Source organism: Caldanaerobacter subterraneus (assembly GCF_004345675.1).
In the GTDB taxonomy this organism is placed as follows: Bacteria; Bacillota; Thermoanaerobacteria; order Thermoanaerobacterales; family Thermoanaerobacteraceae; genus Thermoanaerobacter; species Thermoanaerobacter subterraneus.
In genome coordinates, this window is the sequence record NZ_SLWU01000003.1 from 25,811 (window position 1) to 45,962 (window position 20,152).

The following is a 20,152-nucleotide window of genomic DNA, read 5'->3' on the forward strand; positions in this document are numbered from 1 at the left end:
TACTACCTATTTGTTAATACTTATCATAGTTTATGGAACACGCCAATCATGGGCAATTCATAAACTGACTTCCATCCCGGGCTCAAAGGTTCCTTCAAGAAAGGCTCCATTTCTTTTTCTGTCCTTAATGTCACCTTTTCTACTGGTGGTACAGTACCAGGTGGAAATGCTTCTAAAATCTGATCAATTACAAGAGTTAAATATTTCAATATTGCAGCAATAGGCCTTTTAGCTTTCCTTGGATCAGCTAAACTAGGTTTTCCAACCACTCCTTGAGGAGTAGCTGCCCTTTCTATAGCCATGTGTCCTTCTCCTTCAGACCATCGACTCGGCCTACGGAAAGGATCTACTGATTTATCAAAATGCCCATCTGGTAAAAAGCTTTCTCCTTCTGCATCTTCAACAACACTCATATCTATCATTTCTGGGAAGAGTAATAGCGCTACAGACGTTTCAGCTTCATCAGCATGTACAAAATGTGTTTCCAAACTATCTGGCCTATCTGTTGGATAGAAGAATTCTCTTACAGCTCTATGCCAATCTATTACTCTGTAAATACCTGGCAACTGGAATCTTTTCATAAACTCTTGTATGGCTGATTCCAACATCCATAAATGACCATGATTATTTACTAAGATAATTTTCCTAAACCCGTCATTCCATAACCCTAACATTGTGTAAATAATAGTTTCTTCTACAACTTCTTTAGGCATTACTATAGTTCCTGGCATTCCCAGGTGATGATATGGATGGCCTCCATAGTTAAGAGGCGGTAAAGCAAGACTTACTTCTCTTCCTTGTTTAGCGGTATAACGGCGTACACCTTCTAAAATCTGAGTAACCATAAACGTATCTAATCCGCTATTTGCATGCATACCATGGTTTTCCGTACAACCTATTGGCACAAGCACAATATCATTTTTCTTTCTTTTCTCAATTACTTTTACGCGCGGGGTAGTTTGTATATAACACCCTGGCTTGCCCAATTCAGAAGGTGAAGGAATTTCATATTCCTTTAAAATTTGATCTATCTCTTCCTCTGATGCATCCCAAATTTGTTTTTTCAGTCTGCCAACTTCATTATCTTCAAAAATTATCGCAGGGTTATCAGTCAACAACCATTTTTTGTCCTTTGGCTTTTCCATTTTCTTTTCTCCTTTCTTTTATTTTTAGTCCATTACACAAGTAACCTTTGCATCTGTTTTATCTGTTTGTAATCTAATAATATACTCAGGAACCTCTTCTAATTTAATTGTCCTTGTGATTATCGGTGTCATATCCATTCCAGCAGCCATGCTTTCGATTACTCTTGGGAAAGTACCATGTCCAGAATGTCCTTGTGAACCAATTATCTTAGCTCGTTTCACCTGCAAAACTTCTCCTGTTACTGGAATCTTTGCATCAGCTCTTGCAACTATTACTACCGTAGCTCCTATTGTCCTACCTTCCCATATAGTTTTTTCAATCTGTGGATATACAATATGTGGGAGTCCTGTTGCTTCTAAGTATAGGTTAGCACCATACCCATTAGTAAGTCTCAACACTTCTTCAGTAAAATCTACCTTTGTAGGATCAATCACATAATCTGCACCTAATTTCTTCCCAAGTTCAGCTCTTGCAGGAGAGGGTTCAGAAAGAATTACTTTTGCTGCACCATTCCTTTTCATTATAGCTACTGCTGCAAGACCTATAGGACCTCCACCGCATATAACTACACTGTCACCTGGCCTTACTCCACCTCCTATTTCCATGACTGCATGATAAGCCACAGAAGTAGGTTCTACTAGACTACCTGCAAGAAACATTTTTTCTTCTCCATAACGTTCTCTCAAAGCTTCAATGTTCCATACATACTTAGCTGGAAGAACAATATATTTAGCAAAAGCTCCATTTACATTAAATCCTATTTCGTTTAGCCTCTCACATTGGTTAGGATATCCAATAGCACAGGCATAGCACTCGCCACACCATAACATCTCTTCAGCACATACTGGTTCTCCACCTTTAAAAGGTTTATTCGTTTTTCTATCTATTGCTCCTGGTCCTGCTTCTACAACAACTCCAGAAAATTCATGTCCTAAAATAACTGGAAAACCTGTCAATCCTGGGTAAAGTATATACCCTTCTTCATCAGTTTGAGCCATATGAACGTCACTTCCACAAATACCACACGCTTTTACTTCAATTAAAACTTCTCCTGGACCAGGTTTAGGAACATCATATTCCCTGATTTCTAATCTAGGATTCCTCCATACTTTGCTTCCTAGATAGGTCTGCTTTCCTTCAATGTCTTTGGGTCCAAGTTCAAAACCTGGTCTTGGATCCCAATCTGCAACTAAAGTAACTCCTTTCATTTTTGCCATATATAACTCCTCCTTCAAATTTTTTATAAATTTTTAAATATTATCATTTTGTTTTTGTTTCCATTCTTCTTCTTAATACGTCTAAATAAACCGCACCAATTATTACAGAACCAATAATCACTGTTTGCCACTCTGGCGAAACGCTTAGGAGGTTAAGTCCGTTTCTTATGACTGCCATGATTATTGCACCAACAAGAGTTCCCCAAACTGTTCCAACACCTCCCATGAAACTTGCTCCTCCTATAATAACAGCTGCTATAGCATCTAATTCATATCCTAAACCAGCTAAAGGATAAGCTGCATTAACTCTTCCTACCAGTACTAATCCACCCACTGCAGCCATTAATCCACTCAAGGTATATACTATCACCAATACTTTCTCTACGTTAATTCCTGAAAGTCTTGCCGCTTCTATATTCCCTCCAATAGCATAGATATACCTTCCTGTAGGGGTCCTAGTTAGAAATATATGGTAAATTATATAAACACCTATCACTACCAAGAAACTTATAGGCACCACTCCTATGCTACCCGCCCCAATAAATTGGACAACAGGAGGAAACCCTGAAATAGGAGTAGCTTTTGTAAGAATCAACGCAAGTCCTCTAGCTATATTCATCATACCTAATGTAGATATAAATGGATGTGGAAGATGAAGTTTTGTCAACATAATTCCGTTCAAAAATCCAAGGAAAGCTCCCACTCCAAGTCCTACTATCATTCCTAAAAGTGGATTTATCCCCATATTCTTTATCAATATTGCCATTACCACTGAAGACAGCGCCAAAACGGAACCTACAGAAAGATCTATACCTGCCGTTAAAATAGTAAGGAGCATTCCTACTGCAATTAGACTATTGATCGCAGACTGTCTGGCTATATTCATTAAATTTTCCACTTCGAGAAAATAGGGTGATAATATTGCTAAAATCGCACTTAAAACAATTAATGCTATTAACACGCCTGCTGAAGATAAAATATTTTTCACCTTACCCCAATTAATTTTGGCTGCTTCTTGCGTATTTTTCGCCTTTTCCAGCACCTTTGGCTCCTCCTTTACCCTGCAGCTGTAGCAGCTTTCATTATTTTTTCTTGGTCAGCATCTTCACGACTGAATTCAGCAGTCACCCTTCCTTCATGGATGACAATTATCCTATCACTCATCCCTAATATTTCTGGTAATTCTGATGAAATCATAATCACACTAGCTCCATTTTTAACTAATTCGTTCATTATATTGTAAATCTCTACCTTTGCACCTACATCAATCCCTCTCGTAGGTTCGTCAAAAATAAATATCCTAGCTTTTTGAGTTAGCCATTTTGCTATCACTACTTTTTGCTGGTTGCCTCCACTTAATTCTTTAACTACTTTTTTAGCAGTAGGTGTTTTTATGTTTAATCTTTTAATCAAATCAAAACTCTCATTAGTCATTTCCCGATAGTTTAACAGTAATCCTTTTTTATATTTGGGTAACGAACTTAAAACTATATTATCTAACACAGTTTGTATAAGAATTAGCCCTTGTGTTTTTCTATCTTCTGGAATTAATACTAGTCCTTCTCTGATTGCGTCCTGAGGTGAAGTTATTTTTCGCTCTTTACCGAATATATAAATCTTCCCACTATCAATAGGGTCGGCCCCAAAAATAGCTCTTACTATTTCTGTTCTACCTGCTCCAACTAATCCTGCTATACCTAATATCTCTCCTGTGTATGCTGTAAAGGAAATATTTTCAAAAAGTCCTTTTCTGGTTAAATTCTCAACACGTAAAGCTTCTTCACCTTTTTTAGTCTCAATTTTGGGATAGTGTTGCTCTAATGTCCTACCTACCATGTATCTTATAAGTTCATCTTTTGTTGTAGTTTTTGGATTTAAAGTTACAATTTTCTCTCCATCTCTCATAACAGTAACTCTATCACAAATTTTAAAGATTTCTTCTAAACGATGAGAAATATAGATCACAGATATACCCTTTTCTTTTAGGCGGAAAATAACCTTAAACAATTCTTCTGTTTCTTTTTCACTTAGAGAGGAAGTTGGTTCATCCATAATTACAATTTTTGCATTTTTGGATAAAACCTTAGCGATTTCTACCATCTGTTGTTGCCCTATTCCTAACTCCTTAATAGGAGTATTTAAATCTAAATCTAACTCCAATTCCTTCAGAATTTTTCTGGCCTCTTCATGTGTTTTCTTCCAATTAATAAATCTTACAAGCTTGGATTGTTTTGTTATTTCATGTCCCAAAAAGATATTCTCTGCAACAGACAAATAGGGTTGTAATGCTAGTTCCTGATAAATAGCAGCAATTCCTAAATTCAAAGCATCTCTAGGATTATTAATAACAACGGGTTTACCTTCTAAAAAAATTTCACCTTCGTCTTTTTGATATACTCCTGTCAAAATCTTAATGAGCGTAGATTTACCTGCACCATTTTCCCCCAATAAACCATGTACTTCACCCTTCATCAAATCAAAATCCACATTTTTCAGCGCTTGTACTCCTGGAAAACTTTTACTAATTCCTTTCATTAACAATATCGTTTTTTCATCCATTGCCTTTTACCTCCATCTTCCCCCAATAAAGCCCTTTCGCTTTATTGGGGGAAGAAATTTTTAAATTCATTTGCCTAGTATCTGGTTGAGTTTTTGTTGTTCTTCTTGTACATTGTCTTTAGTAATGAGGTAGGTACCTGTATCTATCCTTTTTTCTACTGGTTCTCCTTTAACAGCTTTTACTGCAGCTTCTACACCTTTGTACCCAATGTTATATGGGCTCTGAGCAACTGAAGCAGTAAGCTCTCCTGCGGCAATAGATTTCAATGCATCTGGTGAACCGTCAAATCCTACTACAATAATTTTCTTGTTTGCAGCTTGAATTGCTCTTAACGCTCCAAGAGCCATCTCGTCGTTAGTAGCAAATACTCCCTGAACATCTGGGTGAGCCTGAAGTATATTTTCCATAACGCTCATGCCCATTCCTCTCTCACTGTTAGCCGGTTGAATATCTAAAATTTTTAGGCCTTTCTCCTTTAAAACATCTACAGCTCCGTTGGTTCTTTCATCATGTGTTGGATCTCCCATTGCTCCTCTTATGATTACCACTTTACCGCCTGGCCCAAGTTCTTTCACAAGAAATTCTCCTGCTAATTTTCCACCATTATAGTTTCCTGTTCCTACAAAGCTTACTTTACCATCCCAATTTGCATCGGTATCTATCAGCACAACTGGAATTCCAGCAGCTTTAGCTTTCTCAAAAAATGGAATAGCAGATGGTGGCTGTGAAGGTGCCACTGCAAGAGCGGAAACTTTTTTAGTTATTTGGTCTTCAATTAAAGCCAACTGCCCAGAAACATCTGTTTCTGCAGAAGGTCCCAATACTGTTACTTCAACACCTAAATCCTTTCCTGCTGCCTTTGCACCTGCTTCTACAATTTTCCAATAGTCACTATTCAGTGCCTTTACAATAACTGCTATCTTTATTGGCTTTGATTGCTCGCTTGTCTGAGACGTTTTAGTTTCTTGAGATGATTGAGCTGGTTGTTGAGAAGATTTAGTACTACATGCTGTAAAGATGCTTAATACAAATATTACCACCACAAAAAGTGTTAAAAACTTTTTCAAACCGGGCTTCATTTTCCTAATCCCCCTCCATTTTTTCTTTAATTGCATAGATTTTTCTTAAACCACCTTACTAGGTACTATTAAGTTACTTTATCCTCCCCCTTTCTAATTTAAATCTAAAAAACTTACTGTTTGCTGTTAAAATTAATTAGCACTCCACATATTTTTCCAATACTTTCCTCACTGCGCCTGGTCCTTCTATAAGCTCTTTGAAATAGCTCTCTATTCTTTCTCCTAGTCCCACTTCATAAAGATTTACTCCAAAAATGTTTTCATTCGAAAGAATAGGTTTTAAGTTGTCTTGGACAGAATCTACATCTCCCAACTTTATCTTTGAAACATGGGATTTTAAATCTTCAAGCAATGGGTCTGGGCTTAATGTCATTGGATTGCCTTCATCATCTAAACCCATTAAATACCTCAACCATCCTGCTATCACAAGAGGAATGTATTTTAAGTCTGTCACTTTTAAATCTGACCTTTGTTTATAGGATTTTATCGTCTCTCCAAATCTTATTGCCATCTTTTGTGACGTGTCTGTTGCAATCCTCTGCGGCGTATCTGGCATGTACGGATTAGGAAATCTCACTTCGATTACTTCCCTTAAGAATTCTTCTGGGTCTAACACACCTGGATGAACAACTACAGGTAGCCCCTCGTCATATCCCACTTTTTCAACAAGCTTTTTAAGACATGGATCTTTCATTTCGTCTGCTATTGTGTTATAATTTAGTAAACAACCGAAAATCGCTAATGTAGTATGGAGAGGATTTAGACAGGTTGTTACTTTCATCCTCTCTACTTTTTCTACTGTTTCTTTATCTGTAAAAATCACTCCTGCCTCTTCTAAAGGGGGTCTTCCATTAGGAAATTTGTCTTCTATCACTAGGTAGTGTATTTTTTCAGCATTTACAAAAGGCGCTATTACAGTGTTTTTACTGGTTTTAATTATGTCCATCTTTTCTATGCCAAGGTCTTCTAACTTCTTTTTCACCTCTTCTGAAGGCCTTGGCACTATTTTATCTATCATACTAAGCGGGAAAGATACTTTTGTAGAATCTGTTAAGTAATTCAAAAATCCCTCTTCAACAAAACCTTTTTTTATCCATTCTTCTGCGATAGTCTTTATCGAATTGAAAAGTCTTTCTCCATTTCCAGAGAAATTGTCTAAACTCAAAAGAGCAAGAGGGTATTTTCCTGCTTTGTATCTTTCATAGAGTAAAGAAGTTACTTTTGAAATGATGTGTTTAGGTTTATCCAGCCCTCCCTCTATGTCTTCTTTTACATCTTTTATATATTCACCTGAAAAGTCTTTTAAGTTATAAGCTTTTTCTGTTATTGTAAAACTTGCTATCTGCAGTGATGGATTAGAGAAGATGTTTTTCAATCTTTCCCAATCATTATGGGATGGATCAGCTATTATTTTATCGCTTATACTACCTATGACTTCTATTTCAAGTGTTCCATCTATGTTCATGACTACTAGCATACTTAAATTGTCATAAGGAACATATATTTTTTCAATTATTTCATAATCATATGACTCCACTGCGATAATTCCTTTATCAATAAGTCCTTTATCTAAAAGATTCTGTTGTAGAAGTGCTATAAATCCTCTAAAAATGTTCCCTGCTCCAAAATGTAGCCAAATTGGACTTTCTTTGGTTCTTTTTGAAATCTCCTCAACATCGTAGTTGGGAAGTTTTATGCCCCGATTCCGCCATTTTTCAACATCTTTTATACCTTCCCTTGTCAGTAGCATATCCCTTCTCCCTTTCTTGACTTGCTTTGTAATATTACATTATTTGCATTATATGTTCCACCTTACTTTGTGGATTATCTTGTGTTTAATAATATATATTCTACACAAATCCAAAAAATCCTTCTTGATTTTTAAATTTTTTTATTGAATTTTTGTTGAAAGAAAATGGGAGGACAAAAAACTCCCATCAATTCAACATTTAATCGATTGGCTCCCATTCTGTATGGAAAATTCCTTCTTTATCTATTCTTCTATAGGTGTGGGCTCCAAAGAAATCTCTTTGCGCCTGTATCAGGTTTGCAGGTAGGTTACCTTCAACCATGCTTAAGAAATAGTCAAGTGAAGAACTAAGTACTAGAGTTGGGATATAAAATTCTTTTGCTAAGTTAGTCACATATCTTATTGAATCCAACTTATCCATGAGGAATGAAATAGATTTATCGCTGTCTAACAAGTTCACATTTTCTTTGTTTTCATTTAATATTTCCCTCAAAAAGTCTAAAATCTTTGCCCTTATAATACAGCCGCCCTTCCATATGCGCAATACCTCTGGAAGGTCAATATTGTACTCAAAAGTTTTTGAGGCCTCATGTATAAGCCACAACCCTTGAGAAAAGGAGGTGAATACGCTAAATAAAAGGGCATTTTCTAAGTCTTTTATCACTTTTTCTTTATCCAATTTTACATCAGGATATGTTTTTTTAACTTTCCCTGAAAGTTTTACTCTATCTTCTTTAAAGAATGACAAACTCCTTGCCTCTACTGCAAGGCTCAGTGAGGGAGTTGGTATTCCTAAATCCAGTGCAGTCTGAGAAGTCCATTTTCCTGTACCTTTTTGTTCTGCTTCATCCAATATCAAATCTACAAGATGTTTTCCTGTCTCTTCATCTTTATACCTCATAATTTTGTAGGAAATCTCCATTAGGAAAGAGTTCAATTCTCCATTATTCCATCTTTCAAATACATCTCCTATCTCTTCAGGAGAAAGCTTTAAAATTTTTCTCATTATATCGTAAACCTCAGCTATTGCCTGCATTATGGCATATTCTATTCCATTGTGAACCATTTTAACAAAATGTCCTGCTGAGTCATTTCCTACATATGTACAGCAAGGACCTGATTCTGTCTGTGCTGCAATCTTTAAAAGAACATCTTTTACCATTTCATAAGCCTCAATACTTCCTCCAGGCATTAATGAAGGACCGTGCAATGCTCCTGCCTCTCCTCCCGATACTCCCATTCCTAAATAGAGTATGCCTTTTTCTTTTAATTCTTTTATACGCCTTGAAGTATCTTTAAAATAGGAATTGCCCCCATCAATGATAAGGTCACCTTTTTCAAGATAGGGCAGAAGCTCCTGTATAACATCATCTACAGGCTTCCCTGCCTTTACCATAAGTATAATTTTTCTAGGTTTTTTTAAAGATTCAACAAAAGATTTTATATCGTGATACCCCTCTATTTTTTCATTTTTTACTCTTTCTTCTAAGAATTCTTTTGTCTTTTCTGAAGTTCTGTTAAATACAGATACGGAATAACCTTTCCTGGCAATGTTTAAAGCTAAATTTTGACCCATAACTGCTAAGCCAATCAGCCCTATTTCATTCATTTTTTAATACCTCCTGTTTTATAATTTGCTGTGAGCTTCGAATAGGCTTTTGAGCTCTCGAGATAATTTTTTGAAAAATTGAAATTTCTTTTCATAATAATTGATCTCTTTTTCGTCTGGCATATAAACATTTTCTACACTAACCATTTCCTTCGTAGCTTCAGATAAATCTTTGTATCTTCCAAGAACATAGTATCCTAGAATAGCGGAGCCAACAAGAGCAGGTTCTTCTACTTTAGAGACTTTAATAGGCAGCCCCAGTGTCGATGCAAAAATTTCCATCCAGAATGGTGAATTTGTCGCTCCTCCTCCTGCCCTAATTTCTCTTATCTTTATATTATTGTCCTTCAACGCCTCATAAATCATACGCAGGGAAAAGGCTACTCCTTCCATAGCCGCTCTTATCATATGACCCTTTGTGTGAATATTCTTTAATCCAAAAAACACTCCTGATGCAATATTGCCTATTTCTTTGTCCCTTTCACCTGTCAAGTAGGGCAGGAAAAAGAGATTTGAAGAATCTTCTTTTGAAGCCTCATGAGTTAATTCTTCATAGGGCATGTTAAAAATATTGTCTCTAAGCCATTTTAGTACAACTCCTGCATTGTTTATAGCAGCCCCAATGAACCATTTACCCGAAGATAAATAATAAGTTTGAAGCCTCATAGCCTCTTCTTTGTCAAAAACAGGTTCAGGATAGGCTACTCTGAACATTCCAGTAGTCCCTATGTTTATCGCACCAACTTCTTCCTCAAAAGCCCCAATTCCTATTCCCACCGCTCCTCCATCGTAAACTCCTGTAAGTACTTTCACATCTTTTGTTAGTCCCAAAAGCTTTTTAGATTGTTCGGGCAAATCGGCCAAAATTTTATCTGAAGGCATGATGGGAGGAAGTTTTTCTTTAGAAACCCCTAAAATATCAAGTACATAGTCATCCCATTCAAGTGTATTTACATTCATATAAGCAGTTGCAGAAGAAAGGCTGGGCTCTGTAAAAGGTTCTCCTAAAAGTTTTAAAAGTATAAAATCTTTAGAGCTCAAGAAAAACCTTGTTTTATTAAATATATCACTTCTTTTCTTTTTTAACCAGTAAATTTTAAACAAAGGGGCATGAAAAGTTGGAGTAAAGCCTGTCCTTCTGTAAACCTCCTTTACATCAATTCTTTCTAAAAGTTCCTCATAGGTTTCTCTCGCCCTCAAATCCAGAAGTGTCATAATGCCCATTAAAGGATTTAATTTGTCATCTATGGGAATTAAGCCAAACATATAAGAAGAAGGAACGATTAAGGAAATCCTATCTTCAAAGCCTTTTGCCGCCCCCCCTGCTGCTTCTACAAAAGCGTTAAAAAGGGTATCTGGGTCGTGCTCTGCTTTTCCTTCGTTGTCTCTTTCAATAGGCGTTTCCTTCCTGTACAAGCTTAAAATATTTCCTTTTTCGTCCACCACACCTGCTTTTAAGTTTGTCGTCCCTATGTCAACAGAAAGAATCAAATCTTTTTCCATTTCTCCCCCTCCAGCACCTCTTTATTTACAACCCCATCGGGTATTTCGCCTCGTAGAACTTTTTCTGCATCTGAAACAACTTTATCTCCCATGCCTTTTAAACACTCGTATGTGTAGGCAGAAGTGTGAGGGGTTATCACAACATTGTCAAATTTAAGGAGTGGATGATTTTCATCAATAGGTTCTCCTTCTACCACGTCAAGTCCAACCCCGGCGACTTTCCCTTCCCTTAAGGCTTTTATAAGAGCGTCTGGATCAATGAGCTCTCCTCTCGCAGTATTTACAATAAATACATTCTTTTTCATAAGGGAAAATTCCCTTTCTGAAAGCATGTGATAATTTCTCTCATTTAATGAAGCATTAAGAGAAATTATGTCTGATGACCTTAATAACTCCTCTAAAGACACAGGACGAGCTCCTCTCTTTATTATTTCTTCTTTTGAAAGATTTGGGTCATAGGCTATTACGTCCGCCCCAAAGCCGTATTTTAATATCTCAGCAACTCTACTTCCAATATTGCCAATACCTATTATCCCCGCAGTCTTGCCCTTTATCTCATACCCTATGAAATTCGCTCTTTCATGCCATTTCCCTTCTTTTACTTTAATTGAGGCTTCTCTTACTTTTCTCATCACATCTAAAAGGAGTGCAACTGCATTTTCTGCCACAGCTTCTCTTTCAACTATTCCTTCAACTATGGTGACTATAGTGCCTTTTTTTGTCGCACTTTCTATATCTATAGCATCGTAACCTATGCCATGGCGAGCAATTAAAAGAGTTTCATCCTTGTACTCAAAAAACTCCCTGTCATAAAAGGGCTTTACACTGGCAATTATTATAGAATAGCCCATTAATTTTTCTGCCAGAGCCTTCCCTCTCATGTCATGAGGAAGCTCAAACCTGTCTACCTGCCCTAATGCTTTTAATCTTTCAATATGTTCAGGAAAGTACTTCCCGAAACTGCTAGAATTCACAATTGCAATTTTTACACCCATTTCAACCACCCTTTCTTTATTTACTGAATATCTCTTTAAAGTGATTTTCAACATTTTTTCTGACAAATTCGTAATGCTCCTCTTCGTACTTATTTAAAACTTCAAAAATTTGTTTTTTCCTTTCTTCCAGTAAAACTCCATAAGAGATGTGGAAAAGCTGCTTAATTTCCGGCTTTGAAACAATCTGAGAGTCTTCCAAGTTTATATTTTCAGGAAAGTCCTTCTTATCAATCAGCACTTTGTAGGCTTTTTTACTTTCTTCAAGGTTATAAAGGGCAATCTGGTAAAGTTCTTTAAAAAGCTCTTTGTCTTTTTCAAAAATCAAATTAACTGCCTGAAGCCAGCTCGTGCCAGAAGTTTTTATGTGAAATTCCCCTTCGGTGATTTCGCTGAATACTTTGTAAATGCTAAATTTATCACTTCCAGAATGAAGACTCAATTTGTATCCTCCAAATTCTCTGGAGAGAAATTGATGTTTCTTCAATTCTACAGCAAATTTATCCACATCGCCTATATAATCTATGGCCTTTTGAAATTCCCCAGGAAATTTAGGGGCCAAACTCCAGAAATCTATCCCTTTCTCATGCAGATATTCAGCGACAAATATGTGATCTTCTACTGTTGTGTCTTTGTCTCCTTCGTCAATTGAAATCTCTAGGTCAAAATTTTTTACTTTATCCTTCAGAATACCATACACTTTTTCTACGAAGTCCATGGCTTTTTCATAAGTGAGAGCAGATTTATACAATTCCTCTTCTGAAACTGTAAAAGCTTCTTTTGTTGGCATCACAAATTTTTTGCCTTTAAATCTTTCAATTATCCTCTTGCTTGTAATATTTAACTTCTCCGCTTTTTCTTTTAACTGGGATTCTGTATAGTATGATAGTTTCACCAGCATATCACTTAAATCAAGAGTATACATGGTATAGCCTGCATCAATTGCCTCCATCAAATAATTTTCATCTTTTATGTGGTCAGCGTCTGCACCAAATTTCCCTGTATATCCTTCTTCCAGCACACCCAAAATCGCTTTTAAAATAGCCTCTTTGAAACTCCGATGGGTTTTCATAAGCTCTCTAGGAGATTGCTGAGCTAAAACAGGGAAGACATCGTAATTCTCTACTGCTCTAATATGAGCAGCAGTAACAAGCCCTAACCTATCACCCATTCCAAAAGAAGCCTTTTTATCACACGGGGCAGGCGCAATATTAAACTTGTCTTTTAAAATTACAAAATTTTCATAAGTCAGCGGATAGAGATTTAAATAAAAGCCTATCTCTTTTAAATATTTCCTTTCGGTGAAATAGGGAGAAGAAAGTGTAAAACCTCCTTGTGTTAAAAGGCCAATGCTCTTTTCATTTGCCTTTTTTACAACAAAAATATAAATGTCTTCTGAAAGCTTTCTAAATGATTTTTCGTAAAAATAAAAACCTTCTAGTGAAAGATACTCAGCTACCTTGTTAATCATCTTTATCTTCCTTTCAAATATAATTACACTATTTCAATCTTTACATACTCTGTTAACTGCTCCACTATTTCCCTGTTTTCTTCCCCTGCAGTTATTATCTTCTCAATATCGTTAAAGGTAGCAAAGGAGACCATAGCAACTTTTCCAAATTTACTACTATCGGCAACCACAATCACTCTGCTGGCAGACCTTATCATGGCTTTTTTAGCTTCAGCTTCAAAAATATCCGAAGTGGTAAGCCCTTTTTCTACAGATATGCCGCCAGTTCCTAAAAACAATATATCTATGTTGTACTTGCCTATGCAGTTTACAGTTTCGAAACCTACCATAGACTGATTGTCATGTTTTAATTTGCCACCAGTGATAAAAAGGTTAATGTCTGGATTGGTAGAGAGTTCTGTAGCAACATTTAAAGCATTTGTGATAACTGTTATGCCTTTTAAACTCTTTATGGCCTTAGCTATATGATAGGTGGTAGATCCTGCATCTAAGAATATGACATTTCCCTCTTTAATCTCTGTTACAGCTTTTGCAGCAATTCTCTGCTTTTCCTCTATGTGCTCTTTAAACCTTTTGACAAGGGGAGGAACTACTATATTTTCTTTCAATACTGCTCCTCCGTAATTTCTCTCAATAAGCCCCTGTCTCTCAAGTTCCTCTAAATCCCTTCTTATTGTTTCGTCTGAGACTTTGAATATTTCACACAGTTCTGAAACCTTGACAGCTTTTTTCTTTAAGATGATTTCCTTAATCTTTTCCCTCCTCGTTGAAACAAGCATCTACACCCTCTCCTATGTTATAAGATGTTAAAATCCTAACATTATTTGTGGATTTTTATTGCTTTCATTATATTAATTCTACACAAATCCAAAAAATCCTCCTTTATTTCTAAATTTTTTATTGGCCTTTATGGAATTTTTGGAGTTAAAAAAGGAATCCCAAAAGGGACCCCCAAAGATTATCTTTTATTCAGAATATCCTTGTTAACCAATGTACGAGAAACTCTTCCTTCTATCACGTCAATTATATTCTGGGCGACAAGCACTGACATGTCTCTTCTAGCTTCTTCTGTTGCACTTCCTATGTGAGGAAGCATTACAACATTGTCAAGTTCGGCCAGCTCTTTTTCAAATTCTGGTTCTCTTTCATAGACGTCTAAGCCTGCAGCGTAAATCCATTTTTCTTTTAAAGCCTTAACCAGTGCCTTTTCATCTACCACAGGCCCTCTACCTGTGTTTATCAATATTGCAGAATTTTTCATAAGTTTTAGCTCTCTTTCTCCAATTAAATGCCTTGTCTCAGGTGTTAAAGGAAGGTGTATTGAGACAAAATCGGATTCTTTCAAGAGAGTGTCCAAATCAACGTACTTGGCTCCTGTCTCTTTTTCAAATTCGGGTTTTGGAGTTCTGGCATTATATAAAATCTTCATCTCAAAGCCTTTTGCCATTTTAGCAAAAGCTTGTCCTATTCTCCCTGCGCCTATAACTCCTAACGTTTTCCCGGTTACACCTTTTCCTAAGAAAAGCATTGGCGCCCAGCCCTGAAATTTACCTGCCCTCATGAATTTATCCGCTTCTACCACTCTTCTCGCTGCAGCAAATAAAAGAGCCCAAGCTAGTTCTGCAGTAGCATTTGTCAAGACATCGGGCGTATTTGTTATGTAAACTCCCCTTTTTGTAGCTTCTTCTAGATCTATATTGTCAAAGCCCACAGCATAATTTGCGACAATCTTTACATTTTTGGCAGCTTCAAAAAACTCTTTATCCACCTTGTCAGTAAGCTGTGTTATCACTGCATCCTTGTCTTTTATTTTTTCCAAAAGCTCCTCTTTGGTAAGCATTCTGTCATATGGGCTCACCTCCACTTCGCAATACTTCCTTAAAAGTTCCAGTCCCTCCTCTGGAATAGCTCTTGTCACAAAAACTTTAAACATACTTGCTATCACTCCTCCACTTAAAGTTTATTTATCAACACCAAAAATATTGGTATTGTTAAAAACGAAAGCAGGTTTGCAATGAAGACTACTGTAGAAGCAAAGCCGTTCTTTTCACTCATCTGCCTTGCGACAATTGCCACAGTAATCATTGTGGGCATTGCAGCTTCAAGTACAGCAACTTTCTTGGCAATAACAGGCAGGTTCAGATAATAGACCAATAAAAAAGCGATTAAGGGGGTTAAAATTAGCTTTATCAAAGCAGGAATAAAGAGCAAATAGTTTAAGTCTCCTTTTTCTATGACGTACATATTCATCCCTATAAATAAAAGGGCCATTGGAATTGCTATACTCCCTATCATATAAGCGCTCTTCATTATGACCTCTGGTACATATATTCGCAGTGATGCTACCATAAAGCTTAAAACTATGGAAATAAAAGAGGGATTTAAAATCTGTTTAAGTCCTTTTACATCAAAAGATTTATCATCAGATAAAACCCAGATGCCTAAAGTCCAGAATAAAGGTGTATGCCCCAAATCGTAGAGGATGACATATGGAAGGCTTATATCCCCAAATAGTGCCATATTTATTGGGAGACCCAAAAATATAGTATTGCTAAAGGAAGAAAGAGCGTACAGAGCATTTTTCTTCTCTTTTGGAACCTTAAGTAGTTTAAAAATAAAAGCAGAAATCAGTAAAGTTAAAACCACAGTAAAAGAGCTCACAAGAGGCAATTTGTAAGAGGCTTTTAATAGCTCTGGAGTGTAATTTACATACATGCTGTAGAATATAAGCAGTGGAGTTGCAACCAAAATGGTTAAATCTGCTAGCATCTTGAAATGTTCTTCTTTTACAAGCTTTATATAAGCTACGTAATAACCGACAGCCATAACGATGAAGATTTCTACGAGGATTTCAGCTATTTTAGATGTGACCATTTTTTCACCTCATCCTGTCAATTTCGATTATACCACAGTTTTAAAATATTTACAAAAAAGGCCCAACTTAAAGTTGAGCCTTATATAAACTGTTTTAGGTATTTTAATCCTAAAAGAAGTCCTTCTTTTACTTTTTCTTCGCTACCCTCATACACAGGGTCTTCGTGCTCTATGCTTATAACTCCATCATATCCGCTTTCCTTCAACGTTTTTATAAACCTTTCCCAATCGACTTTTCCCATGCCTGGCATTCTGTACCTCCAATATCCCATTCCAGGTGAGAGCTGCCTTCCAAAAATTCCGTATCTTCTCAGTTTATCCTCAAAAATTTCCGTGTCTTTTGCGTGGACGTGGAATATTCTGTCTTTGAATTCTGGTATGACTTCTATGTAGTCTATAAACTGCCACACAAGGTGAGAGGGGTCCAAATTCAATCCAAAGTTTGGGGATGGAATCCTTCTAAACATTTCTTCCCAGAGTTCCGGCGTAAAGGATATTGTCCCAGGAAGCCCGTGTACCTGCCAGCCCTCCATAGGGCAGTTTTCTATTATGATTTTCACACCTCTGTCTTCAGCATACTTTATTATATCCGTAAAAACCCTCTCAAATTCGTCAAAATTGTCTTTTATGCTCTTTTCAATGTTTCTTCCCACAAAGGTTCCTACCATATCAGTGCCCAGCATTTTAGCCGCATCAATGCATTTTTTAAGATGGTTGTTTATAAATTTCCTTTTTTCAGGGTCTTTATCCAGGTTATTGTCATAATATGCTAAAGAAGAAATTGTGAGCCCGTACTCTTTAAAATATTTTTTTATCTCTTCTGCTTCTTCCTCTGTCAAAGTCTCCACGTCTATGTCAGTACCTGAATAATCCCTAGTGTTATCTTTAGGCCAGCAGGCAACCTCTAAGGATTTAAATCCATTTTCACTCGCCCATTTGGCTTTTTCTTTTAAAGGCATGTCTCTTAAAGCCACTGTTAAAAATCCTATATACATAATTACAATTCCTCCTTTAAAATCCTTTTTAAATTCTCAAGGCTTATTCTTGCACTCTCAAGAGGGGACCTTTTGCACTCATCCTGCTCAACAATCAGCCACTCCACACCATTTTCTTCTGCAACTTTTACTATCTTTTTAAAGTTGATTATTCCATTCCCTATCTCTGTATTGCTCCTATCCTTTCCATCCATATCTTTTAAATGAATGAGAGGAAGCCTTCCAGAAAATTTCTTTAAATATTCGAGAGGGTCTACTCCAGCGTATTTTACCCAGTAGACATCAATTTCTGCTTTCACTGACTCTTTATCCGTATTCTTAAAAAGTATATCAAGGCCGTATTCTCCATCATAAATTTCAAATTCATGGGCGTGATTGTGATAGCAGAAAATAAGCCCTTTTTCTTTGCACCTTTCCCCTACTTCATTGAAAAACTTTGCCATCTCAATATAGTCCTCTTTTGATTTATAGGGAACGCCGGGACACACTATATACCTGTTCCCTATTTCAAGGCTATACTCTAAAACTCCGTTTAAATCCTTCTTCAGTAACTCTATACCCACATGCGACCCGGCTGCCTTAAGACCAGTCCTATCTAAAACCTTTTTAAGTTCGCTTGCCTTTAATCCGCCATATCCTGCAAATTCTACACCTTCATATCCCATCTCTGCCACTTTTTCAAGAGTGCCTGTAAAGTCTTTCTGTGCTTCTTCCCTAACAGTATAAAGCTGAAGCGCAATAGGTAGCATCCTAACTTCCCCCTTAAAGAACTATTTCAACTCCCTTTTCAGCGGACAGATACGCCGCATCTATTATTTCCATAAGTTTTGCTCCCTCTTCCGCTGAAGCCAAAGGTTCTTTACCTTCTTTTATGCAGTTTACAAAGTGTTCAAACTCGTCTAAAGGCTTCTTGGGATAGTTTGTATTTGGTATTATGTCCACTAAAGTATTCACAACTTCTGAAAATACCTTTATCTGACCATTTTTGAACCATATACCGCCTTTATCTCCTAAAATTTCATAGTAGTTGTAATCTCCCTCAATATTGGAGGCCCAGCTAAATTCAAAGTCAATTGTAGTACCATTTTTAAGTCTTATAAATCCCACTGCCATATCCTCTACATTGTAAATGCCATTGCCTGATTTTGCTTCACTCCATCCATTCCAGCTAGTACTATTTGAAAATTTAGAGTAGGTAGCTGCTGAAACGGACTTAACCTCCGGATAATCCATAAAATACATGACCAGGTCAATAAAATGCACGCCCAAATCTATCAAAGGCCCTCCTCCAGATAATTTTTTTGTGGTAAACCATCCACCTTTACCCGGAATGCCTCTTCTCCTCCTCCATCCCGTCTTTACATGGTATATTTCTCCAAGATAGCCTTCTTCTATGTACTTTTTTACAAAGTAAGATTCGTTTGTAAATCTGTTATTTAATCCCACCATAAATTTTGTCTTGTATTTATTCTTCGCTTCAATTACTTTGTGGGCCTCTTTGGCATTTAAAGTCATGGGCTTTTCGCAGTGGATGTGAATTCCCTTCTCCATCGCTTTTATAGAAATAGGGGCATGCAAATAATTAGGAGTACATATGCTAATTAGATCAAGTTTTTCTTTTTCAAACATTTCTTCATAGTTTTCGTAAACATGAGGAATACTGTACTTCTCTGCCAGCCTCTTAGCCGCCCCAACATCCGGGTCAGATATGGCTACAATTTCAACATCTTTTAATCTTGAATAACCGAGTAGGTGCTTGTAATCAGCAACTGCACCTGCACCGACACATGCGTATCTGAGTTTTTTCATACATAAACCTCCATTACTTATTAAAGTATACAGGCTTTCCTGTCTTAGCTGATGTGTAAATAGCCTCTAATATCTCGCTTACCACCAAAGCTTCTTCTGGCTTTACAACCGGTTCTCTGTCATTTACAATGGCATCTATCCAGGACTTGGCTTCCAGATACCCGGGGTCTTCTCCTTTCCCTTCGTAATACGCGACACCGCCTATGTCAAAAGATACTTTTGTAGTGTAAAGGCGTCCAAACCTCTCGCCATTTATGCGAAGCCCATCTCTCATATCGGCTCCGCCTTCTGTCCCGCAGAGAGTCGTCATCGCTTCCCCGACATCCAGTGTGTTCAAAGCCCAGCTGGATTCTAATATGATGGTAGCGCCATTTTCCATGACTATAAACCCAAAGGCAGAATCTTCTACTGTGAATTTTTCAGGGTCCCATGGTCCCCATGCGTTTGCCGCGTTTGCCATCTTGCCAAGTTTGTGGTACACTGTGCCAACCACCATCCTAGGCTTGTAATTGTTCATCATCCAAAGGGTTAAATCGAGAGAATGGGTTCCTATATCGATTAGAGGACCTCCTCCCTGCTCTTCTTCATCCAAGAAAACCCCCCATGTGGGAACAGCACGGCGCCTCACTGCATATGCCTTTGCAAAATAAACTTCGCCAAGCTCTCCATTCTGGCAAATCTTATGTAAATACTGCGAATCTGGCCTGAAGCGATTCTGATACCCTATTGTAAGCTTTTTGCCTGTCTTCTTATAAGCTTCTACCATCTTTCTTGCGCCTTCTGCAGTCTTTGCCATTGGCTTTTCACACATTACATGCTTTCCGGCGTAAAGAGCATCCACAGTTATGCCTGCATGAGACTTATTCGGTGTGCAGACGTGCACTACGTCTATAGTCTTGTCTTCTAAAAGCTTTCTGTAATCTGTGTACACTTTCGCATCGTCTGTTCCGTATTCCTTTGCTGCCTTCCTAGCCCTCTCCTCTATGATGTCGCAAAAGGCCACCATTTCAACGTTATCAAGCTTTGCCAAAGAGGGCATGTGCTTTCCAAAAGCTATCCCTCCGCAACCAATTATTCCTACTCTCACTTTTTCCTTGGACATTTTTCTTCCTCCCTTTGCTGTTTATTTTGAAAATTGCCTCAAAGG

General features: G+C 37.2%; 17 protein-coding genes. All 17 read right to left on the minus strand.

Going from position 1 to position 20,152, the window contains the following annotated elements:
- Positions 1 to 23 precede the first annotated feature (23 nt).
- The gene (gene iolN, locus EV203_RS01655) at positions 24 to 1,145 is read right to left on the minus strand and encodes a 3-dehydro-scyllo-inosose hydrolase (RefSeq protein WP_022588477.1); all 1,122 of its coding nucleotides are present in this window, start codon (positions 1,143 to 1,145) and stop codon (positions 24 to 26) included.
- Positions 1,146 to 1,169: 24 nt separating this feature from the next.
- A complete protein-coding gene (gene iolM / locus EV203_RS01660) occupies positions 1,170 to 2,363 on the minus strand; it encodes a scyllo-inosose 3-dehydrogenase (protein WP_022588478.1) in 1,194 nt (397 codons plus the stop codon).
- A gap of 43 nt (positions 2,364 to 2,406) precedes the next feature.
- On the minus strand, positions 2,407 to 3,405 hold the full coding sequence (locus tag EV203_RS01665) for an ABC transporter permease (protein WP_022588479.1): 999 nt from the start codon (positions 3,403 to 3,405) through the stop codon (positions 2,407 to 2,409).
- 14 nt (positions 3,406 to 3,419) lie between these two features.
- Positions 3,420 to 4,922 (minus strand): sugar ABC transporter ATP-binding protein, encoded by a 1,503-nt coding sequence (locus tag EV203_RS01670; protein WP_022588480.1) that lies wholly within the window; start codon positions 4,920 to 4,922, stop codon positions 3,420 to 3,422.
- A gap of 66 nt (positions 4,923 to 4,988) precedes the next feature.
- Positions 4,989 to 6,002, minus strand: coding sequence for a sugar ABC transporter substrate-binding protein (locus EV203_RS01675; protein WP_022588481.1), 1,014 nt, complete (start codon positions 6,000 to 6,002; stop codon positions 4,989 to 4,991).
- A 136-nt stretch (positions 6,003 to 6,138) separates the two neighbouring features.
- Entirely contained in the window at positions 6,139 to 7,752 is a 1,614-nt protein-coding gene (locus EV203_RS01680) for a mannitol dehydrogenase family protein (RefSeq protein ID WP_022588482.1), read from the minus strand.
- Between the two features lie 199 nt (positions 7,753 to 7,951).
- A complete protein-coding gene (gndA, locus tag EV203_RS01685; protein ID WP_132038968.1) occupies positions 7,952 to 9,361 on the minus strand; it encodes an NADP-dependent phosphogluconate dehydrogenase in 1,410 nt (469 codons plus the stop codon).
- An 18-nt stretch (positions 9,362 to 9,379) separates the two neighbouring features.
- Entirely contained in the window at positions 9,380 to 10,864 is a 1,485-nt protein-coding gene (locus EV203_RS01690; protein ID WP_132038969.1) for a gluconokinase, read from the minus strand.
- Entirely contained in the window at positions 10,849 to 11,859 is a 1,011-nt protein-coding gene (locus EV203_RS01695) for a D-isomer specific 2-hydroxyacid dehydrogenase family protein (protein WP_132039028.1), read from the minus strand. The genes EV203_RS01690 and EV203_RS01695 overlap by 16 nt, the downstream gene beginning before the upstream one ends.
- Positions 11,860 to 11,875: 16 nt before the next feature.
- Positions 11,876 to 13,327, minus strand: coding sequence for a tagaturonate epimerase family protein (locus EV203_RS01700; protein ID WP_132038970.1), 1,452 nt, complete (start codon positions 13,325 to 13,327; stop codon positions 11,876 to 11,878).
- Positions 13,328 to 13,350: 23 nt separating this feature from the next.
- Complete coding sequence (locus EV203_RS01705; protein WP_132038971.1) at positions 13,351 to 14,106, minus strand: DeoR/GlpR family DNA-binding transcription regulator; 756 nt, start codon at positions 14,104 to 14,106, stop codon at positions 13,351 to 13,353.
- Between the two features lie 179 nt (positions 14,107 to 14,285).
- Positions 14,286 to 15,260: a glyoxylate reductase gene (gene gyaR, locus EV203_RS01710; protein ID WP_132038972.1), complete on the minus strand. Its 975-nt coding sequence runs from the start codon at positions 15,258 to 15,260 to the stop codon at positions 14,286 to 14,288.
- A 20-nt stretch (positions 15,261 to 15,280) separates the two neighbouring features.
- Positions 15,281 to 16,201, minus strand: coding sequence for an AEC family transporter (locus EV203_RS01715; protein WP_132038973.1), 921 nt, complete (start codon positions 16,199 to 16,201; stop codon positions 15,281 to 15,283).
- An 80-nt stretch (positions 16,202 to 16,281) separates the two neighbouring features.
- Positions 16,282 to 17,196, minus strand: a complete 915-nt coding sequence (locus EV203_RS01720; RefSeq protein WP_011026089.1) for a sugar phosphate isomerase/epimerase family protein — start codon at positions 17,194 to 17,196, stop codon at positions 16,282 to 16,284.
- Between the two features lie 2 nt (positions 17,197 to 17,198).
- Positions 17,199 to 17,945, minus strand: coding sequence for a sugar phosphate isomerase/epimerase family protein (locus EV203_RS01725; protein ID WP_132038974.1), 747 nt, complete (start codon positions 17,943 to 17,945; stop codon positions 17,199 to 17,201).
- A gap of 13 nt (positions 17,946 to 17,958) precedes the next feature.
- A complete protein-coding gene (locus EV203_RS01730) occupies positions 17,959 to 19,005 on the minus strand; it encodes a Gfo/Idh/MocA family protein (RefSeq protein ID WP_011026090.1) in 1,047 nt (348 codons plus the stop codon).
- A gap of 13 nt (positions 19,006 to 19,018) precedes the next feature.
- On the minus strand, positions 19,019 to 20,107 hold the full coding sequence (locus EV203_RS01735) for a Gfo/Idh/MocA family protein (protein WP_011026091.1): 1,089 nt from the start codon (positions 20,105 to 20,107) through the stop codon (positions 19,019 to 19,021).
- Between the last annotated feature and the right edge of the window lie 45 nt (positions 20,108 to 20,152).